This is a genomic window from Simiduia sp. (assembly GCF_058345725.1).
The window spans coordinates 1-20,959 of sequence record NZ_JBTUOC010000050.1; the positions used below are offsets into that span (position 1 = coordinate 1).

A 20,959-nucleotide genomic window follows, 5' to 3' on the forward strand; every position below is an offset into this window, starting at 1 on the left:
CCAGCTGGGTAACCGATACCGATTTGCCCTGGTAGATCATGGAACCTCTCCAATTTCTCAGTGATGACATTGCATGCGCCTGACGTCACACACTCAGACGCCCAGACATTAATTCAAACGTATGTTTGACACACTATATACGTTTAGCAACTAAAGGTGAATAGTGTAGACCTTGGTGGGTTACAGCTTGATATGAAAATCGTCGGCGTCGTCTAACACGGGAAATTTATCCCGCAACCGCGCCAGTTGAAACAGGGATAGCTCGGCCCGAATAACGGTTTCACCGCCTTCATTTTCAGCCATGGCATCGCCCAGGGGGTCGTAGCATTGACTGTCTCCCGCGTAGGTGAAACCTTCGCCATCGATACCCACCCGGTTAACACCCGCCACATAGGACTGGTTTTCTATAGCGCGGGCCGGTAGCAGACGACGCCATTGTCGGGCACGCGCATCTGGCCAGTTAGCCACATAAAACAGCAGGTCATAATCTTTTTGCGATCGGCTCCACACCGGAAAGCGCAGGTCGTAGCAAATCATGGGACAACATCGCCAGCCCTGACAGGTAAACACCTTGCGCTGTTGGCCGGCACTGAACACCTCGTGTTCGCCGGCCATGCTAAAGAGGTGGCGTTTATCGTAGCTGTCGTAGTTGCCATCGGGCGGCATCCAAATCAAGCGATTAAAGTAGCGCCCTTCGTCCCGCACGATATAGCTACCCGTGAGGGTAAGTTGATGTTTAGCTGCCTGCTCGGCCATCCAGTGCAGAGTTGGCCCCTCAGCCGGCTCGGCAAAATCCTCGGCAGCCTGCGTGAAACCGCTACTGAAAGTTTCCGGTAAAATGGCCAAATCCAGGCCAAGTGCACCCTCGTCCAGCAAATCGGCCAATAATTGGCGGTTGTCTGCCGGGGCCTGCCAGACCAAGTCGGCCTGAATCAGCCCCACTGCCAAGCGTTCTTTCACATACACCTCAGCTTATGACGTTTTTTACCGCTGTGCGATCGTTTCCTTCGATAGCACCAACGCCCTGTCGCGCGCCAACTGCGCTTGCTCTGGCTCGTCTACGCGCTCCCAATAGAGCGCGGCGCGATACCAGGAGGCCACACTCTGCTGGCGGTAATAGTTAATGTACTGCACTTTTGATTTTGCCTGCTGGCGCCAAGCCAGCATTAATTCGGAGGTTTCTGCGGCAGACTGCCAATAGCCTGCAGCCAGTTCGCGCTCTTTAGCCAAGCCGGCCAATTCGGCAGCCTGTTGAAAGGCACTGCCGGCATAGCGCAAAACATTCATGGCCAAAATCTGCCGTTTGCGCTGTAACTTTGGGTCGGACTCGGCGCGATCGGCCCACAGGCTGCGCGATTGTAGATACAGTGCATCGCCACGCTCCTTCAAGGCTTCATAGGCGTCGCCAGCCACGTCTTCAGCCTCGCCCTTGTCGTCGAGTGCGCGCCAGCTGTCGTAAGCCTGCTGATAAGTGCCAAAGATCCGATCCAGGGTATTGTTCAAGTTTTTGTATACGGTTAATGCGTTGCCGTAAGCGGATTTATCCACGTAGCGCTGGGCGCTGGCCTGATCCTGCTGTACAGACCAATAGAGCGCTTCGACCTGCGCTAAAGATTGCTCAATAGCCTCTTCCGATGGCAATAACTCTGCAGGCTTATCGAGGCTAAATGGCATTGGGACGCCTTTAAACCCCGCAACCTGGCAATAACCCGTCAAGCCGCCGGCGAGATCGCAATCCTTGATGAGTTGCGATTGCTGCTGTTGGCACAGGCTTTTGTCGGTGGCGTCTGTCAGCGATGCGCAGTCGCACTGAATATTGACACACTGATTCGCCATGGCGCTTGCCGGCACGAGCAGTAAGCCCAGTGCCAATGGTGCACAGTGTTTTAACACAGTCCTAAAGATCATGGTTTTCATTGCTGGCCCCTGTTATTGATTTGGTGGTGTGACGGGCTTCACCCTTTTAGTGCATCTCCACATTAAATCGGCGCACGGTTGAGTGCAATACGTTATTAAAATTAGACGGACTTATTCTGAATCCTGAGTCATCACATTACCGCAGCGCGTCAATGCTACACATAACAACAGTGCTGCCAGCGCAACAGCGCCGGCTAGCCAAAAAGTTGCCGCCGCCGATGTGTCCCACATAACCCCACTCAACCATGCCCCGACTGCGCCGCCGGCGCCAAAGCTGACTGAAGAATAAAGGGCCTGCCCCTGCCCATCGGCCCCAACGAATGCCCGCCGTACCCACTCTATCGCAATGGCGTGGGTTAAACCAAAACTGGCCGCGTGCAGCAACTGAGCCAGTATCAGTACCCCTAACCAATCCACAAAAGCCGCCAACAAGCACCAGCGCACCAACGTTAGCGACACGCCCACCCACAGTAAGGCCATCATGGAAAAGCGCGCCAGTAGGCGATACATACCCCAAAACAAAACGATCTCCGCCACCACGCCCAGCGCCCATAGCCAACCGATGGTTGCCGCACTGTAACCCGCCTGGTCCAGAAAGATACTGTAAAAGGTGTAGTAAGGCCCGTGACTCACCTGCAGTAAAAATGCGATGAGTAAAAACAGCCAAATAGCGGGCTGGCGCAGCCGGTCGCCAAAGCGCAGTGGCGTACTGGCCGATACGTTTAAAGGCGCATTGGGAACCGCGAGAGAGGTCAACCAAATTAGCGCCAGACAGCCGATGGCCACCAGCGGCAAGGTTAGAATGCGGTCGCCTTCAAACCAATAACCAAGACACACCACAACGACGAAAAAACCCAAAGAGCCCCATTGCCGTACCAGGCTGTAACGACCTGTGTGCGGGTAGAGGTGCCCCAGCGTGACCACTTCGAGCTGTGGCAATACCGCGTTCCAAAAAAAGGAAAACGCAAAGACCACCAGCAACAGCCAATAGAATTCGGTGGACAGCAACACGCCGGCAAAGCTGAGCAGAGCTAACAAGCTGCCAAGGCGTATCCAGCCCATGCGATTGCCGCGGCGGTCCGCCAGCCATCCCCAAAAATTGGGCGCCAACAGGCGCGTCAGCATTAACACGGCGGAAAGGACGCCAATATCGTAGCCGTTAAACCCGAGCGCCTTCAGGTACAGGCTCCAGAAAGGTACCAGCACGCCCACCAAGGCAAAGTAGGCAAAATAGACGCTGGAAAGCCGCCAGTAGGGAACCGGCGCCGCAGCAGTGGGCGTCACCGCCGAGCAATATCCGGAACAGTGTGGCTAACGCCGCCGTTCTGACCTCGGTGGCGCAGAAAGTGGTCCATGAGCACTATGGCCATCATGGCCTCGGCAATGGGCGTGGCCCGGATGCCAACGCAGGGATCGTGACGCCCCTTGGTAATCACCTCGACGGGCTGGCCGTGCACGTCAATGCTTCGACCGGGCAAATGCAGGCTCGACGTAGGCTTAAGCGCCAGATGTGCCACTATGTCTTGGCCAGAGGATATCCCTCCCAAGATGCCGCCCGCGTGGTTGGACAAAAAACCCGTGGGCGTTAACTCATCGCGGTGCTCTGTGCCCTTTTGGGCGACTGCAGCAAAGCCTGCGCCAATTTCGACACCCTTCACCGCATTGATGCTCATTAATCCGTGCGCCAGATCCGCGTCCAGCCGGTCGAAAATCGGTTCACCCAGCCCGGGCGGTACGCCCTCGGCCACCACGGTGATTTTAGCGCCCACCGAGTTGCCCTCTTTGTTCAAGGCCTGCATATAGGCCTCCATTTCGGGTACTTTACTGGCATCCGGGCAGAAGAACGGATTTTGGCTCACCTGATCCCAATCGACGCTGTCGATGGCAATAGGCCCCAGTTGTGACAGGTAGCCCCGCACCTTGACACCCAGCGCCTGAGCTAAAAATTGTTTGGCTACAGCACCGGCCGCGACGCGCATGGCCGTTTCGCGGGCAGACGAACGTCCGCCGCCACGGTAATCGCGCACGCCGTACTTGTGCATATAGGTGTAGTCGGCGTGGGCCGGGCGAAACTGATCTTTGATATTGGAGTAATCTTTGGAGCGCTGGTCGGTGTTTTCAATCACCATGCCAATGGGGGTACCGGTGGTTTTGCCCTCGAAAACCCCCGACAAGATTTTTACCACATCGGCCTCGCGACGCTGGGTGGTATAGCGCGATTGACCGGGCTTGCGCCGGTCCAGCTCCACTTGAATATCCTGCTCGGAAAGCGTCACGCCGGGCGGACAGCCATCCACAATGCACCCCAGTGCGAGACCGTGGCTTTCGCCAAAGGTAGTTACGGTAAACAGCTTGCCAAAGGTGTTGCCAGACATAGTATTCTCAATAATTCTTAAGCATCGCAATAAAGTGCGCGGATTATACGCGAATCACACTATTTGTTGCCAAAGTACTGGTCGAGTTCCTGGGCCGACAGAGTGAAAACACCGTGACCACCGCGTTCAAATTCCAGCCATGTAAAGGGCACCTCGGAAAACGCCGCCTCCAGCGCCACCCAGCTATTGCCCACTTCCACAAACACCTGGCCGTGCTCCGACAGGTGCTTGCGCGCCTGCGTTAAAAAATTCCGGGTAAAGTCCAGGCCGTCTTGACCCGACCCCAGACCGATACTGGGCTCGCATAAAAACTCGGGCGGCATAGTAGCCAGATCCTGGGTATCCACGTAGGGTGGATTACACACGATGACATCAAATACCTGGCCAGCCAGCCCGGCAAAACCGTCGGACTGCACCGTTTGTACCTGCTCAGCCAGGTGATAGCGGCTGATATTGGCCTCTGCCACCGCCAAAGCCTCGGGCGAAATATCCGACAGCAGCACCTCTGCCTCCGGAAATGCGTGAGCGCAGGCGATGCCGATACACCCACTGCCGGTGCACATATCCAAAATACGCGCGGGCTCGCGGGGCAGCCAGGGCTCGAAGCCCTGCTCTATTAATTCGCCTAAGGGCGAGCGCGGCACCAACACCCGCTCATCCACCGTAAACGGCAGGCCGGCAAACATCGCCTCGCCGGTCAAGTAGGCCACGGGAATACGCTCGTCGATACGGCGCCGGATCAAATTCAGCAGCAGATCGCGCTCGCGATAGGTCAGACGGCAGTCCAGCAATGCCGGGTTTTCACTCCAGCGCATGTGGATCACATGCAGTGCCAACTGCAGACTCTCATCCCAGGCATTATCGGTGCCGTGGCCAAAAAACACCTCGGCCTGCAACATTTGGCTGGCACCCCAACGCACCCAGTCGCGCAGGGTTTTTAATTCTTCACGGGGGCTAGATTCAGTCACAATAACTCCAGAGGTTGCAGTCGGGGCGCCATTGTATGCGCAACCACTCCAAATGCGTAAAATTTCATCCAAAGTCCGCCAAGAACCGTAAAGCACTGGCGCTCAGAGGCATAATGGCGATAATACACACCCCGAAACACAGCAAGGACTCAGGTCAATGAAAGAGCATTTCGCAAGTATCATCTCCGCAATTGGCGAGGACCTGAGCCGCCCAGGCTTGGCCGACACCCCGGAACGTGCTGCCAAGGCCTTTCAGTTTTTAACACGCGGTTACCAACAGCAGCTGGACGACGTGGTCAACGACGCCCTCTTCCCGTCCGATTCCGACGAGATGATCATCGTGAAAGACATTGAACTCTACTCAATGTGCGAGCACCACCTGCTGCCATTTATCGGGCGCGCTCACGTGGCCTACATCCCCACGGGTAAGGTTTTGGGGCTGTCAAAGGTTGCCCGCATTGTGGATATGTTTGCCCGCAGGCTGCAAATCCAGGAGCAGCTCACCCTGCAAATTGCCGAAACTGTAAAATCGGTGACCGGCGCCGACGGCGTGGGCGTAATAGTCGAGGCGAAACACATGTGCATGATGATGCGCGGTGTTGAAAAACAAAACTCGCTGATGAAAACCTCTGCCATGCTGGGCTCATTCCGCGACAATCCTGCCACCCGCACAGAGTTTCTGAGCCTGGTTCGCTAGCTGCGAACCAAATCTACCCGTATGGCTTGGCGCCCGCGGCCAGCGGGGGCCAGCTTCCCAACACTGAAGACCGCCACGGACGTGCGCAGCCGACGGCTCTTCAGCAAAGCCAGCACCGCCGCCGCATGCTCCGCCCCCGCCGCTAAGTTATCCACTGCCGGCCGATAATCGTGCCCCACCAAGGTGTAGTGCTCGCCACTTGCACCGTTTAAAAAATCCACCAACGCCTGCAGTTGCGCAGCGGAAACTTCCACCCCCCCGGTAGAGGAATACTTTAAGGGGATGGAAAAATAGCCCTGCTCTTGCAGGGAATTAGCGATGGACTTGGCGGGCGTCACCAAGCGGCCCTGTTCGGCAGTGGCTACCTGCACCTCTTCCAATTGCGCAAACACACTCCCATTGCCCCTGCGCACCACATAGATGACCACGTAGACTAAACCGTCGCCGCGCATAACCTCGTACACGCCGTAGTGTTGTTGTGCGTCCAGACCATACAGCGTGGATTTTCCAAAATGGGTATTGGCCCAGGCATTGCTAGTGCCACACAAGAGACCGGCACAGGAAAACAGCTCGCGCCGCTCGGGCAATTGATTTCTCAGCTCGCGAAACACCGCTTGCTCATTGGCGCCGCGCGGCAGCTCGAGCGTTTGGCGCTTAACCTTGCCACTGAGTGTTTCCGCACCTTGCGTGCGCCACTCGTTGTTGATGCGGCGATAAATACCTAGCATTAACAGGTACTCATCTTCCTCGGCCTCAGACTGGTACACCACCCGGCTGTCGGCGGGCAGCTGCCAGTTAATTCGAGCCTGGGCGTTGAATGACATGGCTGCAACAGCGACTGCCATTAACCATTGAAGGCACACATAGCGCGAAAGCTGCACGTTACTGCTCCCTATCGGTCGTGCCAGCAGCGGCGCTGCTGCTAGCTGCCAAATGTTGATTGAAAATTTCTGCCACTTGGGGTGCCTCTGCCTCTAAATGCAAGTGATGACTTCCGGCCAGCGTTACCTGCGCAATATTAGGCAATTGACCGAGCAGCCGCTCCATACCGGGGAATAGCTTGGGCATCCCTTCGCTCGCCAAAATCAAATAACTGGGCACACTGATCGCCTGCGCAAAACCCAATATCTGTTCGGCGGTTAATTTAATCATAGAGGGCGCCAGCAATTTTGGATCTACCCGCCAGGTGACACCGCCTGCCACAGACTTAACTCCGCGCGCCACAATGACACTGGCCGCTGCAGGACTCAGGGGAAAAATCCCCTCTAAACGTACTACCGCAGCCGCAGCCGGATCCGGGTAGACCGGAAACTCGCGCTGGGTATGGCGTGCCAGCGCCGCCATGGCCTTGCCCAATTGGCGGGCCACATCGGTGCTAGCTACTGGCTCGGGCAGTAGGCCGTCGATCAAAAAGAGCTGGGTCACTTTTTCCGGCTGAGCCGCCGCGAAGAGCGCCGCAATAATAGCGCCGCGGGAGTGCCCCAGGAGTCCCACGGGTTCACCGCCAAGCTGATCGATGATATCGGCCAGATCGATAAGGTCATCCCACAAATGATAGGGTGCAGGTGACGTGCGGTGGTAGCTGTGTCCGTGGCCTGCCAAGTCCAGAGCAATGACACTGGCATTGAGCATGGGCGCCAACTCGGAAAAACTGGCGCTGTTGTCCAGCCAACCGTGCAATGCTAAAAATACCGGCGCTCCTGGCTTGTCCCAGTGCTGCGCCGCAAGCGTACGACCATTGCTTAGTTCAAATAACCGCTCGGTGGGCTGGCTCATAGGGCAGTTAACTTCACATTCAAAATCAAATCTTTCACCGCAGTTTATTGTTCCGAGCCTCGTCAATTTAGTGGCATGCACGACGCTTGTCGCCCTCTTGCACCCACGCTAGATTCAAGACCCTGTGGGCGCGTGAATTGCGAAAGTATCGGCCATACCCCGCGCCACCAACGGCAGTGAAATTTCTGCCAAGTAGCCGGTACCCATGCCGCAAGCCCAAGCGGGCTCGCCCGTTAAAAAACTGACTAGCTCACTCACCAGCGGCTGATGGCTGACTAACAGTACCGTGTTTTGCTCGCTGCACAACCCCAGTTGATCCACCACCTGCATCACTGGCGTGTCCGGCAGTAGCCAATCGACGGTTTCGGGTGCCGGGAAAGCACCAGTGGGCAGTTCAGCGGCCGCTAACCAGTGGGCAGCAGACTGCTGTGCACGCAGATAAGGGCTTACCCATATGTGCTGCGGTTTGAACCCTGCCGACCAGCGACGGCCTTGCGCCTGGATTTGCCGAATACCCACAGCCGTTAAAGCGCGCTCGGCATCCGAAGGCGCCACCGATTCAGCCTCGCCATGTCGCTGCACCCAAATTTTCATCAATCCGCCTGACGGTCGTCTTGTTGGGGCCAGTCGGCAAAGGGAAACGGCTTGTCTTCACTGTTATAGGTTAAGAATTTAAGCGTATCGGCAATGTAGCGTGTAAGACTGGCGCCAAAAGCCCGCAAATTTTCGTTGTCGGCGCCGGTCAACAGTGCAAATAAAAACTGTAACAAAACCACCACACCCACCACCAGACTGGCCACCTGCAGCACCAGACCAAACAAGATCATAAAGACCAAGCGAATCCAGTGATCTGGCGACAGTATATTCGATTTAATGCTGTCCAACTCGGTGTCGGCAGCCGCGCCGGTGCGCCCTCGTTCGGCGTTCGGTTGTTCTGCGGCTGTTGCCTCGACCTCAGTTTGATTGCGTGCATCATTGTCACTCATTGCCAGCTCCCATAAATTCAACGTCGTGATTTTGCTCGCCCACCATCAACTTATGCGCAACATCGCCAATGGGCAAACCCTGAAATATTACAGCATACAACCCTTTTACAAGAGGCATGTACACATCCATCTCCTGCGCCTTAGTGGCCACCACTTGCAAGGTGTTGACACCCTCGGCCACCTGCCCTAACTCAGTGACAATATCATTGAGCGCCCGCCCTTGGCCAAGGGCGTAGCCTACGCGGTAATTGCGCGACAGGTCCGACGTACAGGTGAGGATTAAATCACCAACGCCTGCCAGGCCGAGAAACGTCATGGGATTTGCACCCAGTTTATTCGCAAGTCGGCTCATTTCCGCCAGCGACCGGGTGATTAACATGGCGTGCGTGTTACTGCCCGCGCCCAACGCCGTGGCCATGCCACTGATAATCGCATAAATATTCTTCAGCGCGCCGGCCAATTCCACACCGCGCCGGTCGCGGTTGGCATAGACGCGAAAGGTATCCGAGCTGAGTACGGTTTGCACGCGTTTAATAAGGCGCGTGTTATCCGATGCTATTACGGTACCCGTCTGCTGTTTTTCAATGATCTCTTTGGCGAAGTTCGGCCCGCTGAGCACACCGATGGAGTGACCGGGCATTTCCTGCTCCAGTATCTCGCTCATTAGAGTAAAGCCATTACCCTCAATGCCCTTTGTTGTACTCACCAGTAAGGCGTCGGAGCGAACATAGGGTTTGATCTTTTGCACAACCTCGCGAAAGCCCGAGCTGGGCACCGATACAAAAACCAGTGTGGCATCGCCCACGGCCTCGGCTAAATCGGAGGTTGCCGAGAGAGCATCGGCAAAGCGATACCCAGGTACATAATGTGCGTTTTCGCGCTCTTTCTGACAGAGCAAGGCCCGGTCTTTGTGACGCATCCACAGATAGGTGGGATGACCGTTATGTGCGCAGATATTTGCCACCGCCGTACCAAAGCTGCCGCCGCCCAAAACGGCGACGTTAACTGGCTTGGCCACTGGCGGGTTTGTTGTTGGCGTATTTTCCTGAACCATGAAATCTCTGTCGCTCGCTATTGTTTTTCTTTCGATTGGCGTACCGCCGGTCACGGCCCCCCCTTGACCGCGTTGATCGTCGAGGGAGAGGCTAATGGAACCCAACGACTTACCACGCTCAATGCCACTTGGCACAGTGTAGGGTAAGCAATAAGTTTCCGGTAGCGCGAATGCGACAAAGGCCACTCCCCAGCGGGGCAATGGCCTTTGCGCGCTACACCAAGGTGTAATTAGTGGCTGAGTTCTAGCAAAAGCTTGTTCAATCGCTGAACATACAGGGCTGGGTCTTGTAATTGCCCGCCTTCAGCCAGATGAGCTTGATCAAACAACACCTGCGCCAAATCCACAAAACGGTCTTCGTCCTGCTCCTGATCCAGTTTCACCAACAGCGGGTGCTCCGGGTTCATCTCAAAAATGGGCTTAGACTCGGGCACCTTTTGACCCGCCTGCTCTAACAATCGGCGCATTTGTGCACCCATGTCCTGCTCGCTAACCACCAAACAGGCAGGCGAGTCCGTGAGGCGATGAGTTACGCGCACCTCTGATACTTTGCTGTCTAGTGCCTTTTTGACTCGTTCGATTAGGTCGGCGTGGGTTTTGGCACTTTCTTCCTGTGCTTTTTTCTCTTCTTCAGAGTCCAGCTCGCCTAAGTCCAAAGCGCCCTTGCCCACGTCTTGCAAGGACTTGCCGTCGAAGTCCACCAGATGGCCCATGAGCCACTCGTCGATACGATCTGTCAATAGAAGTACTTCAATACCCTTTTTGCGGAAGATTTCCAGATGCGGACTACTTTTTGCCGTATTGAAATTGTCGGCCGCCACATAGTAAATCTTCTTCTGCTCTGGCTTCATGCGCGACACATAGTCCTCCAGGGATTGGTCCTGGTCGGGCTTGTCTGTATGGGTGGTGGAGAAGCGCAACAGCTTGGCAATTTTTTCGCGATTGGCAAAATCTTCGGCAGGCCCCTCTTTAAGTACCTGGCCAAACTCCTTCCAGAATTCGGCGTATTTTTCTGCGTCATTTTTGGCCATCTTGGCCAGCATATCCAACACGCGTTTGGTTAACGCGGAGCGCATGGCATCGATATTGGGATCTTGCTGCAATATTTCACGCGATACATTTAACGATAGATCATTGGAGTCAACCACGCCCTTAATGAAACGCAAATACAGCGGCAGGAACTGCTCGGCATCATCCATAATAAAGGTGCGCTGTACGTACAGTTTCAGTCCGCGTGCGGCGTCGCGATTGTACATATCAAAGGGGGCCTTGGCGGGCACGTACAAAAGACTGGTGTAGTCCAACTTACCCTCAACCTTGTTATGGCTCCAGGTAACAGGGTCTGCGTGATCGTGGGAGACGTGCTTGTAAAACTCTTTATACTCGTCGTCACTGACCTCTGAGCGCGAGCGCGTCCACAGGGCAGTAGCCGAGTTTATGGTTTCGTACTCGGGCGCCGCATCGTTCTTCGGCTTATCGGACTCATCGTCGGCCACATCGTAATTGACCTTTTGCATCACCACTGGAATGGAAATGTGGTCAGAATATTTTTTGATGATGGAACGCAGACGCCAATTGTCGGCAAAATCTTTTTCGTCATCTTTCAGGTGCAGTATGATCGTGGTGCCACGCTGCGTGCGCTCCACATTTTCTACCGTGAACTCCGCCTCGCCGTTGCAGGCCCAGTGTACCCCTTGGTCGACGGGCAAGCCGGCGCGACGGGTAAACACCTCAACTTCTTTGGCCACGATAAAGGCCGAGTAAAAACCCACACCAAATTGACCAATTAAATGGGCGTCTTTCTTTTGATCACCGGTTAAGTTCTGGAAGAATTGCGATGTGCCCGACTTGGCAATGGTGCCCAAATTATCGATCACCTCATCGCGCGACATACCAATACCGTTGTCGGTGATAGTGACGGTACCAGCGTTTTTGTCGAAGTCCACCTGTACTTTTAAGTCTGAATCGCCTTCAAACAAAGAATCGTTAGACAGCGCTTCAAAGCGCAGCTTATCCACCGCATCTGAGGCGTTAGATACCAACTCTCGCAAAAAGATCTCTTTGTTGGAGTACAAAGAATGGATCATCAGGTGCAGTAACTGCTTGGCTTCTGTTTGAAATCCGCGGGTTTCTTTTTTGGCGTCGACGCTCATGCGTGAAAACTCCTGTTAACTCTGAACCGAATCACTCGTTATCTGGCGGCAGGCGGCAAAGACCGCAAGCAGCAGGCTAAGCCACGGAAAACCGTGGCACAAAGGCAATGCGTGCCCTAATGGCAGCTAAGATGGGGGCGCAATCGGCGTTTTCAAGCCGCGCTAATCACCCAGTAGAAAATGGGCCCGCGCCCTGGCGATGGGCTCGGCTGGCGTCGTTTGCCAGGCATTGATACCCATATTGACGAGGCGGCGCCCCTGGCGCACCACTTCGCAGCTCACCCAGGTATCGCGCAGCTTGCCCGCGCGCACGTAGTCGATGGAAAAGTCCACAATTTTCGGGACTTTCAGGGTTTCCATGGTCATCAGCAAATGCAGGGCTGCGGCGGTTTCCATAAATCCGCCGATCGCACCGCCATGCAGGGCTGGCAGGGTTGGATTGCCTACATTGCCGGGCGAAGCCGGCATTAAAAACTGTAGCTGGCCGGCCTCCAACTGCGCCTGAATACCCAATAATCGGGCGTAGGGAATGGCTTGCGTTAACAGCGCTGGCTGGCCCTCTGTACGCGCGCGCTGCACCAGTTCGGCAAAGGTGGGTGCGCTACTCATGATCGCACCTCCAGACTATTAATGACCTCGGTGATTTGAGCGGCCATTTGCGCGGCAATCGCTTTATCCAGGCGCGAAAAATTCGCCACACAATGTGCAACCGGCTTGCTGCGGTCTTCGTGAAAGGCGACGCCGCGGGTGAATATCACCTGCTCGGTAACGCGATAGACCTCGCCCTCGGCATAGAGGGTGACACCGGCGGTGGCCGGGCGCATGTAGTCGATACGCAGGTCCATGGTGGGACACAGCTCCGGCAGCGCCAGGGCAGTCACAGTCGCAAAGCCACAGCAAGTGTCCAGCATGGACGTTAATACGCCGCCGTGAATCACACCGGTGTCTGGATTGCCCACTAGATGCTCCCCGTAGGGCAGCTTAACGCGTACCTTGCCAGCCTCCACGGCATCGATCGCCAACCCCAATTGGTGAAAGTAATCACCGGGATTGGCATTGACCATTAAATCAAACAGCTGCCGGGCTTTGGCTGGGCTGAAACCCGCGATAGTGTCGGCAGTCGTCGGTGTTTTTGTCATGCAGCGCCTCTGCGATCAAACAAATGTTTAAGCCATTATAGTCAAGCCCAGGTGGTGATTCAGTGGCCTTTTCGACCAACGTCTAGGGCCTTGGGTGTCTTTTTTCGGTAGACTGCCGGCAAAATAAGGAATCCTCATGCACAGCCAATCAGTGCTGCTGCTCGCGCTGCTCTACGCTGGCCTGCTTTTTTGGGTGGCCTGGCGGGCCGAGCGAGTCCGGCATATGTCACCTACCCTGAAGGCACTGGCCTACGCCCTGTCTCTGGCCGTCTATTGCTCGTCCTGGACGTTTTTTGCCGCCGCAAGCAGAGCCGCCGACACCGGCTGGGACTACCTGCCAATTTACCTGGGGCCGGTACTGATGCTGTGGCTGGGCTGGCCATTTATTCGCAAATTGTCGGTGATCAGCCAACGCAATCGCGTGACCTCCATCGCAGACTTTCTCGGCTCGCGCTACGGCAAGCATCAAGGCCTTGCATCGCTCGTGACGCTGCTAGCACTGGTGGGCACCCTGCCCTATATCGCCCTGCAGCTCAAAGCCGTCACCATGGCCTGGCAACTTGTGGGCAAAGACCTGCCTAGCTTAGGCTCCGGCGCTGCCAATAGCCTGATTGCCGCCATCGTCATGGCCGGTTTTGCCATTGCATTTGGCACGCGCACACTGGATGGGCCGCGCCGCCACCAAGGCCTTATAGCCGCTGTGGCCGTGGAATCTCTCGTGAAGCTGGCAGCCTTTGCACTGGTGGCCCTGTTGGCCTGGCAACTGCTGACCTCCGCTCAGCCAACCGACATCTGGCACCACCTCAAGTACTCGCCCTCGCTCGGCCGCTGGCCCCATGTGGACGCCAATTTTGTCACCCAAACGCTGCTGGCCGCGGCAGCTATCGTTTGCTTGCCACGGCAATATCACTTGACGTTTGTGGAGCACCACGATCGACGCAGCCTGCGCACTGCGCGCTGGCTGCTTCCCCTGTATTTGATTGCCTTTAGCCTCTTAGTCGTACCCATTGCGCTGGCGGGTCAAGCGCTGCTAGGCAGCGGCCAGCTCGGCGCCGACGATTTAGTCATGCGATTGCCGCTGAGCACCGACGCTCCTTGGGTAACCGCCCTGGCATTTTTGGGCGGTTTGTCCGCAGCCACCGGCATGGTGGTGGTGGCTGCCATTGCCCTATCCACCATGATTTCTAACGAGTGGGTGGTTCCGCTTTGGCTAAAACAAGGCGCCAAGCACCGACGCCAGGCGGCCCAGCTCGGCCACCGGCTGCGCACCGTGCGACGGCTGGCCATTGTGGCGGTTTTGCTTTTGGGTTGGCTGTTGGAACAGTTGCTGTCGGCCGATAACTCACTGCCGGCCATCGGCCTCATTGCCTTTGCCAGTGCCATACAGGTACTGCCGGCACTGCTGGCCGGCCTTTATTGGCGCCGAGGTCATCGCTACGGCGTATTGGCGGGCCTCACCGGCGGGGCGCTGGTATGGCTCTACTGCCTATTGCTGCCAGCACTACTGGGCCAGGACCACGCACTGATAACCCAGGGCCCCGGCCAGATCCCTTGGCTGGCGCCCACGGCGCTTTTTGGCATAGAGTGGTTCGACCCACTGACTCGCGGTGTATGGTGGAGTCTTCTGGTCAACACCGCGCTATTTGTGGGGGTGAGTCGCATCAGCCGTTTCAACACCCTGGACGTCCGCCAGGCCGCGGCCTTCACGCAGCGCAATCGGCAGTTTTATTACACGGGGGAAGACTTTACCCCTAGCCCCATCGAAGTGCGCCAACTACAGCCGGTATTGGGCCCGCTAATGGGGGAGCAACGGGCACAGCAACTCTGGCAGGCCTGCGAACAAAAACTGGGCCATCGGTTGTTACCACACGACCAAATCCCGCAATTCATGGTGGCCAAACTGGAGTCTTCGCTGGCCGCCATTGTGGGCGCCGTCTCCGCCCAACGCACACTCGATTTACTGCGCAAACAGCAGCCCTTGCGGCTCGAAGACTGGGTCAATTTGGTGGGCCACTCGAACCGGCAGGTGCAGTTCAGCCAGGAGCTGCTGCAAACCACGTTGGAAACTATTCCCCAAGGTGTCAGCGTGGTGGATGCCAAACTGCAGTTAGTGGCTTGGAACAGCCGCTATGAAACGATTTTTAACTATCCGCCGCGCTTGCTATACGTAGGTTGCCCCATCGAGAAAGTGTACGAATATAACGCCTCGCGCGGGCTTTTCGCGCCTCAGGAAAATGACCTGGACGCCGCCATTAGTAAACGGCTGCACTGGTTGGCTCGCGGCGAGGAATACCGGTTAGAGCGCCAACTGCCGGATCAACGCGTTATCGACATTCGCGGGATTCCACTGGCCAATGGTGGCTACGTTACCACCTACACAGATATCAGCGATTTTCACAGCATCATGCGCCAGCTCACCCAGGCCCGCGATCAACTGGAGGATCGCGTTCACGAGCGCACCTCGGCATTGATAGCCGCCAATCAATCACTGCAACAGGAGAACCAACTACGCGCGAGAGTCGAGCAAGAGTTGCAGCGGGTATACGCCAGCAAATCGCGCTTTCTGGCCGCCGCCAGCCACGACCTAGCCCAACCCATTAACGCCGCCCGATTATTTGTGGCAGCCCTGGAGCAACAGGCTCTGAAAGATCAAGCCCACGACTACCTGCCAGGCTTACAGTCCATTGGCGACGCCCTGGCCTCCTCCGAACAATTGATTGACTCGCTGCGCGAAATCGCCCGGCTCGACAGCGGTAAACTGTCGCCCAAGCGACGCCATTTTTGTGCAGCAGATCTACTGGCGCCCCTGGCGCGCGAGTTCGCTGCACTGGCTCAACAAAAAGGCCTGCGCCTGCGGTATGTGAACAGCCAGCGCTGGCTCTATTCAGACCCGGCACTGCTGCGGCGCATCGTGCAAAACTTTTTGTCCAATGCGATCACCTACACTGCGCGCGGAAAAATTTTATTGGGCTGCCGGCGCGCAGGCAACCTGATGTGGATAAGCGTGTGGGACACAGGCCCCGGTATCAGCCATGCTGATCAAGCGCGCATTTTCGAGGAATTTGAGCGGCTGGACAACGAGCTCCACGATACCGGCAAAGGCCTGGGACTGGGCCTGTCGATAGCACAGCGCAGCGCCCACCACCTGGGCCACCCATTGGAAGTGCACTCCTCGCTCGGACGAGGCGCGCTATTTCGTATTGCGGTACCGGTGGGCGAGCCACAGGCCACAATCAACAACTCCAAACCGGCCTCCACTGAACTGACCGGACTGCAGGTGCTGTGCGTCGACAATGAAGCGCAGATCCGCGCCGGGTTGCTGGCTCTATTGCAACAGTGGGGCTGCCAGGTGACGGTTGCCGTAGACTTAGGCGCAGCCATCGGCCAGTGGCACGCGGCCACACCACCCGATCTGGTGATCGCCGACTACCACTTGGATCATCGCGAAAACGGACTTGAATTACTGCAGGCACTCAGCCTGCATTGGCAACAAGCGGTCAGCGGCATCGTTATTAGTGCCGACAATAGCGACTCGCTACGTGCCCGCGTCGACGCGGCGGGCTACGTGTACCTCAGCAAACCGGTTCAACCCGCAGCCCTGCGCACGGCTCTGCGCAATTTAAGTAAGCGAGCTTAACTCGCCTCGACATCGGGCCCCACCGCCAACTTTTGCAGCGCCAGTACCGCCTGGGTACGCGAGTTAACGCCCAACTTGCGATAAATTTCTGTGGCGTGGGCCTTTACGGTGGCCTCGGTAACGGCCAACTTCGCGGCGATCTGCTTATTAAGTAACCCGCGCGACAGCTGCATCGCCACACGAAACTGTTGCGGCGTTAAGCGAGCTAGCACGTTGGCCACCGCCAGTTCGCACTGCGTATCCAGCGCAATGGGTTCAAATTGCTCGGGCAGCCACTGCCCGCCGCTAAGCACCTCGGCAATTGCCACCTGAATATCGACCAACGAACTGCTTTTAGGCAAAAAACCCGCCGCCCCATGGCGCAATGCGCGGGTAATGACTTCGGGGGTCGCATCGGCGGAGACCATGACCACAGGGGTGGTAGGATGTTGCGCGCCCAGGCGAATTAGCGCAGAAAATCCACTGGCCCCCGGCATGTGCAGATCTAACAAAATCAGCGCGATGGGCGCGCACTGGGCGAGTACACCCTCTAAGGCGTCGATGGAATCGGCCTCGTGCACGGTGGCACCGAGGTACTGGTTTTCAATGGCTTGTCGCAATGCCGCGCTAAACAGCGGATGGTCGTCGGCCACCACAAAGGTCTGCCCGGCAAAAGCGTTATTCATTGCACCTGTCCATTGTTATGGTTTTTGATTATCTTACCAACTCCACCCGCGCTACACCAAGCGCGCTGCGACATCGACCAATGTCCAATAGCCACCGCTACGGCATTGAGGCAGGATACCAACACAATAACAAAAGAGGCTGAACAGATGGCGTTTCAATCTAAAGCGGATCAACTTGCCTATTGGCGTGCCAACCTGAGGCTTATGTTTATACTGCTGACCCTTTGGTTCAGCGTCTCCTTTGGCTGCGGCATTTTATTGGCCGACACATTAAATCAGTTTCAGTTTTTTGGCTTTAAACTGGGCTTTTGGTTTGCCCATCAAGGCGCCATTTACACCTTTGTTGTTTTGATTTTTGTCTATGTGCGCGCCATGAACCGCCTCGACCAAACCTACCAAGTACAGGAAGACTAGGTACCGATATGGATATTCAAAGCTGGACATTTTTATTGGTAGGACTGTCTTTCGCGCTATACATTGGCATTGCCATTTGGGCCAGAGCCGGCTCAACACAGGATTTTTACGTGGCCGGCGGCGGCGTACACCCGGTGGCCAACGGCATGGCCACCGCCGCCGACTGGATGAGCGCCGCGTCATTTATCTCCATGGCCGGGCTGATTTCCTTCATGGGTTATGACGGTGGTGTTTACTTAATGGGATGGACCGGCGGTTACGTACTGCTGGCGCTGTGCCTGGCACCCTACTTGCGCAAGTTTGGCAAATTTACTGTGCCTGACTTTATTGGTGATCGCTACTATTCTCAAACAGCGCGCACGGTTGCCGTCTTCTGCGCCATCTTTGTCTCGTTTACTTATGTGGCGGGTCAGATGCGCGGCGTGGGCGTAGTGTTTTCCCGATTTTTAGAGGTGGATATTACGCTCGGCGTTATTATCGGCATGGGCGTGGTGTTTTTCTACGCCGTATTGGGCGGCATGAAAGGCATCACCTATACCCAAGTTGCACAATATTGCGTTTTGATTTTCGCTTACATGGTGCCCGCCATTTTCATCTCGATAATGATGACCGGCCATTTGCTTCCGCAGCTGGGTTTTGGCGCTGAGCTCGTCAATGAGCCAGGCACTTATTTACTGCACAAATTGGATGGCCTAAGTCAGGAGCTTGGCTTTGCAGCCTATACCGAGGGCAGTAAAAGTACCGCCGATGTTTTCTTCATTACTGCCGCGCTCATGGTGGGCACAGCCGGCTTACCCCATGTCATTGTGCGATTTTTTACCGTACCTAAGGTCCGCGACGCGCGCAAATCTGCTGGCTGGGCGCTGCTATTCATCGCCATTTTGTATACCACTGCACCGGCAGTGGCCGGCTTCGCCCGAGTCAATATGATTGAAACCATTAACGGTCCCGACGGCGCAGGAACACCCCATGAACAAGCGCCAGGCTGGATAACCAATTGGCAACAGACAGGCCTGATCACCTGGACCGATCACAATCAGGACGGCCGCATGTTTTACGCCGCCGACGAGCGCAATGAAATGCAGGTCGATAGAGACATCATGGTATTAGCCAACCCAGAAATTGCTAATCTGCCCGCCTGGATCATTGCCCTGGTGGCAGCCGGCGGTGTCGCGGCAGCGCTGTCCACATCGGCAGGCCTCCTGCTTGTAATATCCACCTCGGTTTCTCACGACCTGCTGAAACGCAATCTTATGCCACATATTTCTGAGCGCCAGGAGTTGCGCTTTGCGCGCATGGCGGCCGGAGTAGGCGTAATCGTGGCGGGCTATCTCGGCATCAATCCGCCGGGGTTTGTGGCACAGGTGGTGGCCTTTGCCTTTGGCTTGGCTGCTTCCAGTTTTTTTCCGGCGATTATTCTCGGGATTTTTTACAAAAAAATGAATAAAGAAGGCGCCATTGCCGGCATGATTTGCGGCATTACCTTTACCGCCAGCTATATCATTTATTTTAAATTCATTAATCCAGCCGCCAATCTGCCCACTCAATGGTGGTGGGGTATTTCTCCCGAAGGCATTGGTACGCTGGGGATGCTATTGAACTTTGCTGTGGCTCTGTGCGTCAATCGATTCACCGGCGCGGCACCGGCACATATTCAGGAGCTGGTAGAAAATATTCGCTACCCCAAAGGTGCCGGCAACGCCACAGGTCACTGAACCGGCGCAGTTTGGTCGGTGCAGCTAGGCCGTTCCAGCGAGCGTTGCCGGTGTACCTGGACGCGCGGCCACGGCCTAACTTTCGGTCGCTAGCTCGCACTTGCGAAAAATATCGAGCGACTCGCTCATGTGTGATTTTAATAAGGTATTGAGCGCGCGATAAAACATGGGATCAGTACTCGCCTGGAAGGATTCGGTTGGCCGAGATGTGTTAAAAAAGGTCACATGCTGCTGATCGCGTTTCAGCGTTAACTGCCAGGTGGTATTGCCTGCTCCGTCCGCTTGCGCTAGCACCACAAACAACCGGTGATTGGGGCTTTGAACCACGCGATCCAGGCGTACGGGAGACTCGGCACTAAACGCGCCCTGCAGCAGCGAAAGTTTGTCCTTATCGCGCGTTTCCCAAAATTCCATGGCACTGGTTTCAGTGCAAAAGTCCACCCGAAAAGCGCCCCACTGTTGCGTGTGAAAGTCTGGCGCTGCCTGCTGCTCACATCCGCCCAGCGCAAACGCCAAACCCAAACAAATTACTTTTCGAATAGCTAACACCCAATCATCTCCTATCCACATCGCTGAGCACCCGGCAGCCCTGAACCTGTCCGTATGGCTATCAACAGGACTTTGAACTCACAATTCAACATTTCGCGCATCATACCAAAATGATCCGGCGCTGCCTGTCACAGCAAGTCCCAGAGTAGCTTGGCAGACAAGGTGAGCGAGAGTATCACCAACAATGGTTTCACCAGGGATGCCCCCTTGGCAAAAACCAGCTTGGCACCCACGCGGCCGCCGGCAAATTGGCCCAAGGCCATGACCAGGCCTATGGCCCACAGCACTTGTCCCCCCAAAGCAAAAAACACCAAAGAAGCGAGATTAGACGTGAAATTTAACAATTTAGTGTGCGCCGTCGCACGCCTTAAGCCCATACCGGCCAAGCTAACAAACCCCAAGGCGTAAAATGAGCCCACCCCCGGGCCAAAAAAACCGTCGTAGAACCCACACCCTGCGCCCACTAGCAAGGCGAAACTCCGCTCGGAAAGTCGTCGCTCGCCATCAAAATCGCTCATGCGTGGCGACACCACAAAATACGCCGACATGGCAATCAGCAGCACCGGCAACAGCCACTGCATCATCTCGGTGTTCACCTGCTGAACCAATAACGTGCCCAGCGCACTGCCGGCGAAGGTGCAACACACCGTAAATAGCATAGGCTTGAGCTGAAGTAGGCCCCGGCGCCAAAAAAAGACTGTGGCCGAAAAAGAACCAAAGCACGCCTGCAGCTTGTTAGTTGCCAGCGCCTGTGCCGGCGTCAGGCCAGCGGCCATGAGCGCGGGTACGGTTAATAGCCCGCCCCCGCCGGCAATGGCATCCACCGTGCCCGCAGCAAAAGCTACGGCCAACAAGAGCAACAGCGTGGTTAACTCTAATTCCACAGGAACTATCCCTTTGGCAACCGGCTGGCG

20 protein-coding genes are annotated in these 20,959 nt (G+C 56.0%); 4 read left to right on the forward strand and 16 right to left on the reverse strand.

The features are described 5' to 3' along the window. Window positions 1-180: 180 nt before the first annotated feature. From ACW8F6_RS11580 to prmB, 5 genes are all read right to left on the reverse strand, one after another. Entirely contained in the window at window positions 181-960 is a 780-nt protein-coding gene (locus tag ACW8F6_RS11580; protein ID WP_491576029.1) for an amidohydrolase, read from the reverse strand. A gap of 24 nt (window positions 961-984) precedes the next feature. Then, window positions 985-1,917: a hypothetical protein gene (locus ACW8F6_RS11585; RefSeq protein ID WP_491576030.1), complete on the reverse strand. Its 933-nt coding sequence runs from the start codon at window positions 1,915-1,917 to the stop codon at window positions 985-987. A 111-nt stretch (window positions 1,918-2,028) separates the two neighbouring features. Continuing rightward, entirely contained in the window at window positions 2,029-3,201 is a 1,173-nt protein-coding gene (locus ACW8F6_RS11590) for an MFS transporter (protein ID WP_491576031.1), read from the reverse strand. Then, entirely contained in the window at window positions 3,198-4,292 is a 1,095-nt protein-coding gene (gene aroC, locus ACW8F6_RS11595) for a chorismate synthase (protein WP_491576032.1), read from the reverse strand. The genes ACW8F6_RS11590 and aroC overlap by 4 nt, the downstream gene beginning before the upstream one ends. Before the next feature lie 59 nt (window positions 4,293-4,351). Continuing rightward, window positions 4,352-5,263, reverse strand: a complete 912-nt coding sequence (gene prmB, locus ACW8F6_RS11600; protein WP_491576052.1) for a 50S ribosomal protein L3 N(5)-glutamine methyltransferase — start codon at window positions 5,261-5,263, stop codon at window positions 4,352-4,354. Between the two features lie 154 nt (window positions 5,264-5,417). Here prmB and folE point away from each other — a divergent pair, with 154 nt between their 5' ends. After that, window positions 5,418-5,957 carry a GTP cyclohydrolase I FolE gene (gene folE / locus ACW8F6_RS11605; protein WP_491576033.1) on the forward strand — a complete coding sequence of 180 codons (540 nt, stop codon included), beginning with the start codon at window positions 5,418-5,420 and terminating at the stop codon, window positions 5,955-5,957. On the opposite strand, the gene ACW8F6_RS11610 is transcribed toward folE, so the two are convergent. From ACW8F6_RS11610 to ACW8F6_RS11645, 8 genes are all read right to left on the reverse strand, one after another. Further along, entirely contained in the window at window positions 5,954-6,838 is an 885-nt protein-coding gene (locus ACW8F6_RS11610) for a DUF4892 domain-containing protein (protein WP_491576034.1), read from the reverse strand. The genes folE and ACW8F6_RS11610 overlap by 4 nt on opposite strands. A gap of 1 nt (window position 6,839) precedes the next feature. Then, window positions 6,840-7,733 carry an alpha/beta fold hydrolase gene (locus tag ACW8F6_RS11615; protein ID WP_491576035.1) on the reverse strand — a complete coding sequence of 298 codons (894 nt, stop codon included), beginning with the start codon at window positions 7,731-7,733 and terminating at the stop codon, window positions 6,840-6,842. Between the two features lie 114 nt (window positions 7,734-7,847). Then, the gene (locus ACW8F6_RS11620) at window positions 7,848-8,327 is read right to left on the reverse strand and encodes a SixA phosphatase family protein (protein WP_491576036.1); all 480 of its coding nucleotides are present in this window, start codon (window positions 8,325-8,327) and stop codon (window positions 7,848-7,850) included. Next, on the reverse strand, window positions 8,327-8,719 hold the full coding sequence (locus tag ACW8F6_RS11625) for a DUF4389 domain-containing protein (RefSeq protein ID WP_491576037.1): 393 nt from the start codon (window positions 8,717-8,719) through the stop codon (window positions 8,327-8,329). The genes ACW8F6_RS11620 and ACW8F6_RS11625 overlap by 1 nt, the downstream gene beginning before the upstream one ends. Next, window positions 8,712-9,737: an NAD(P)H-dependent glycerol-3-phosphate dehydrogenase gene (locus ACW8F6_RS11630; protein ID WP_491576053.1), complete on the reverse strand. Its 1,026-nt coding sequence runs from the start codon at window positions 9,735-9,737 to the stop codon at window positions 8,712-8,714. Before ACW8F6_RS11630 ends, ACW8F6_RS11625 begins: the two co-directional genes overlap by 8 nt. A 266-nt stretch (window positions 9,738-10,003) precedes the next feature. Beyond that, a complete protein-coding gene (gene htpG / locus ACW8F6_RS11635) occupies window positions 10,004-11,926 on the reverse strand; it encodes a molecular chaperone HtpG (protein WP_491576038.1) in 1,923 nt (640 codons plus the stop codon). Between the two features lie 162 nt (window positions 11,927-12,088). Next, window positions 12,089-12,535, reverse strand: coding sequence for a PaaI family thioesterase (locus ACW8F6_RS11640; RefSeq protein ID WP_491576039.1), 447 nt, complete (start codon window positions 12,533-12,535; stop codon window positions 12,089-12,091). After that, a complete protein-coding gene (locus tag ACW8F6_RS11645) occupies window positions 12,532-13,065 on the reverse strand; it encodes a PaaI family thioesterase (RefSeq protein ID WP_491576040.1) in 534 nt (177 codons plus the stop codon). The genes ACW8F6_RS11640 and ACW8F6_RS11645 overlap by 4 nt, the downstream gene beginning before the upstream one ends. Before the next feature lie 136 nt (window positions 13,066-13,201). Between ACW8F6_RS11645 and ACW8F6_RS11650 the strand changes: the two genes are divergently transcribed. After that, window positions 13,202-16,702, forward strand: coding sequence for a PAS domain-containing hybrid sensor histidine kinase/response regulator (locus ACW8F6_RS11650; RefSeq protein WP_491576041.1), 3,501 nt, complete (start codon window positions 13,202-13,204; stop codon window positions 16,700-16,702). Here ACW8F6_RS11650 and ACW8F6_RS11655 read toward each other — a convergent pair. Next, on the reverse strand, window positions 16,699-17,367 hold the full coding sequence (locus ACW8F6_RS11655; RefSeq protein ID WP_491576042.1) for a response regulator: 669 nt from the start codon (window positions 17,365-17,367) through the stop codon (window positions 16,699-16,701). The genes ACW8F6_RS11650 and ACW8F6_RS11655 overlap by 4 nt on opposite strands. Window positions 17,368-17,514: 147 nt before the next feature. On the opposite strand from ACW8F6_RS11655, the gene ACW8F6_RS11660 reads away from it, so the two are divergent. Beyond that, entirely contained in the window at window positions 17,515-17,781 is a 267-nt protein-coding gene (locus ACW8F6_RS11660) for a DUF4212 domain-containing protein (RefSeq protein WP_491576043.1), read from the forward strand. An 8-nt stretch (window positions 17,782-17,789) separates the two neighbouring features. Continuing rightward, complete coding sequence (locus ACW8F6_RS11665; RefSeq protein WP_491576044.1) at window positions 17,790-19,496, forward strand: sodium:solute symporter family protein; 1,707 nt, start codon at window positions 17,790-17,792, stop codon at window positions 19,494-19,496. Window positions 19,497-19,571: 75 nt separating this feature from the next. On the opposite strand, the gene ACW8F6_RS11670 is transcribed toward ACW8F6_RS11665, so the two are convergent. Then, window positions 19,572-20,045 carry a hypothetical protein gene (locus ACW8F6_RS11670; RefSeq protein ID WP_491576045.1) on the reverse strand — a complete coding sequence of 158 codons (474 nt, stop codon included), beginning with the start codon at window positions 20,043-20,045 and terminating at the stop codon, window positions 19,572-19,574. A 128-nt stretch (window positions 20,046-20,173) separates the two neighbouring features. After that, on the reverse strand, window positions 20,174-20,929 hold the full coding sequence (locus ACW8F6_RS11675) for a TSUP family transporter (RefSeq protein WP_491576046.1): 756 nt from the start codon (window positions 20,927-20,929) through the stop codon (window positions 20,174-20,176). Window positions 20,930-20,959 lie beyond the last annotated feature (30 nt).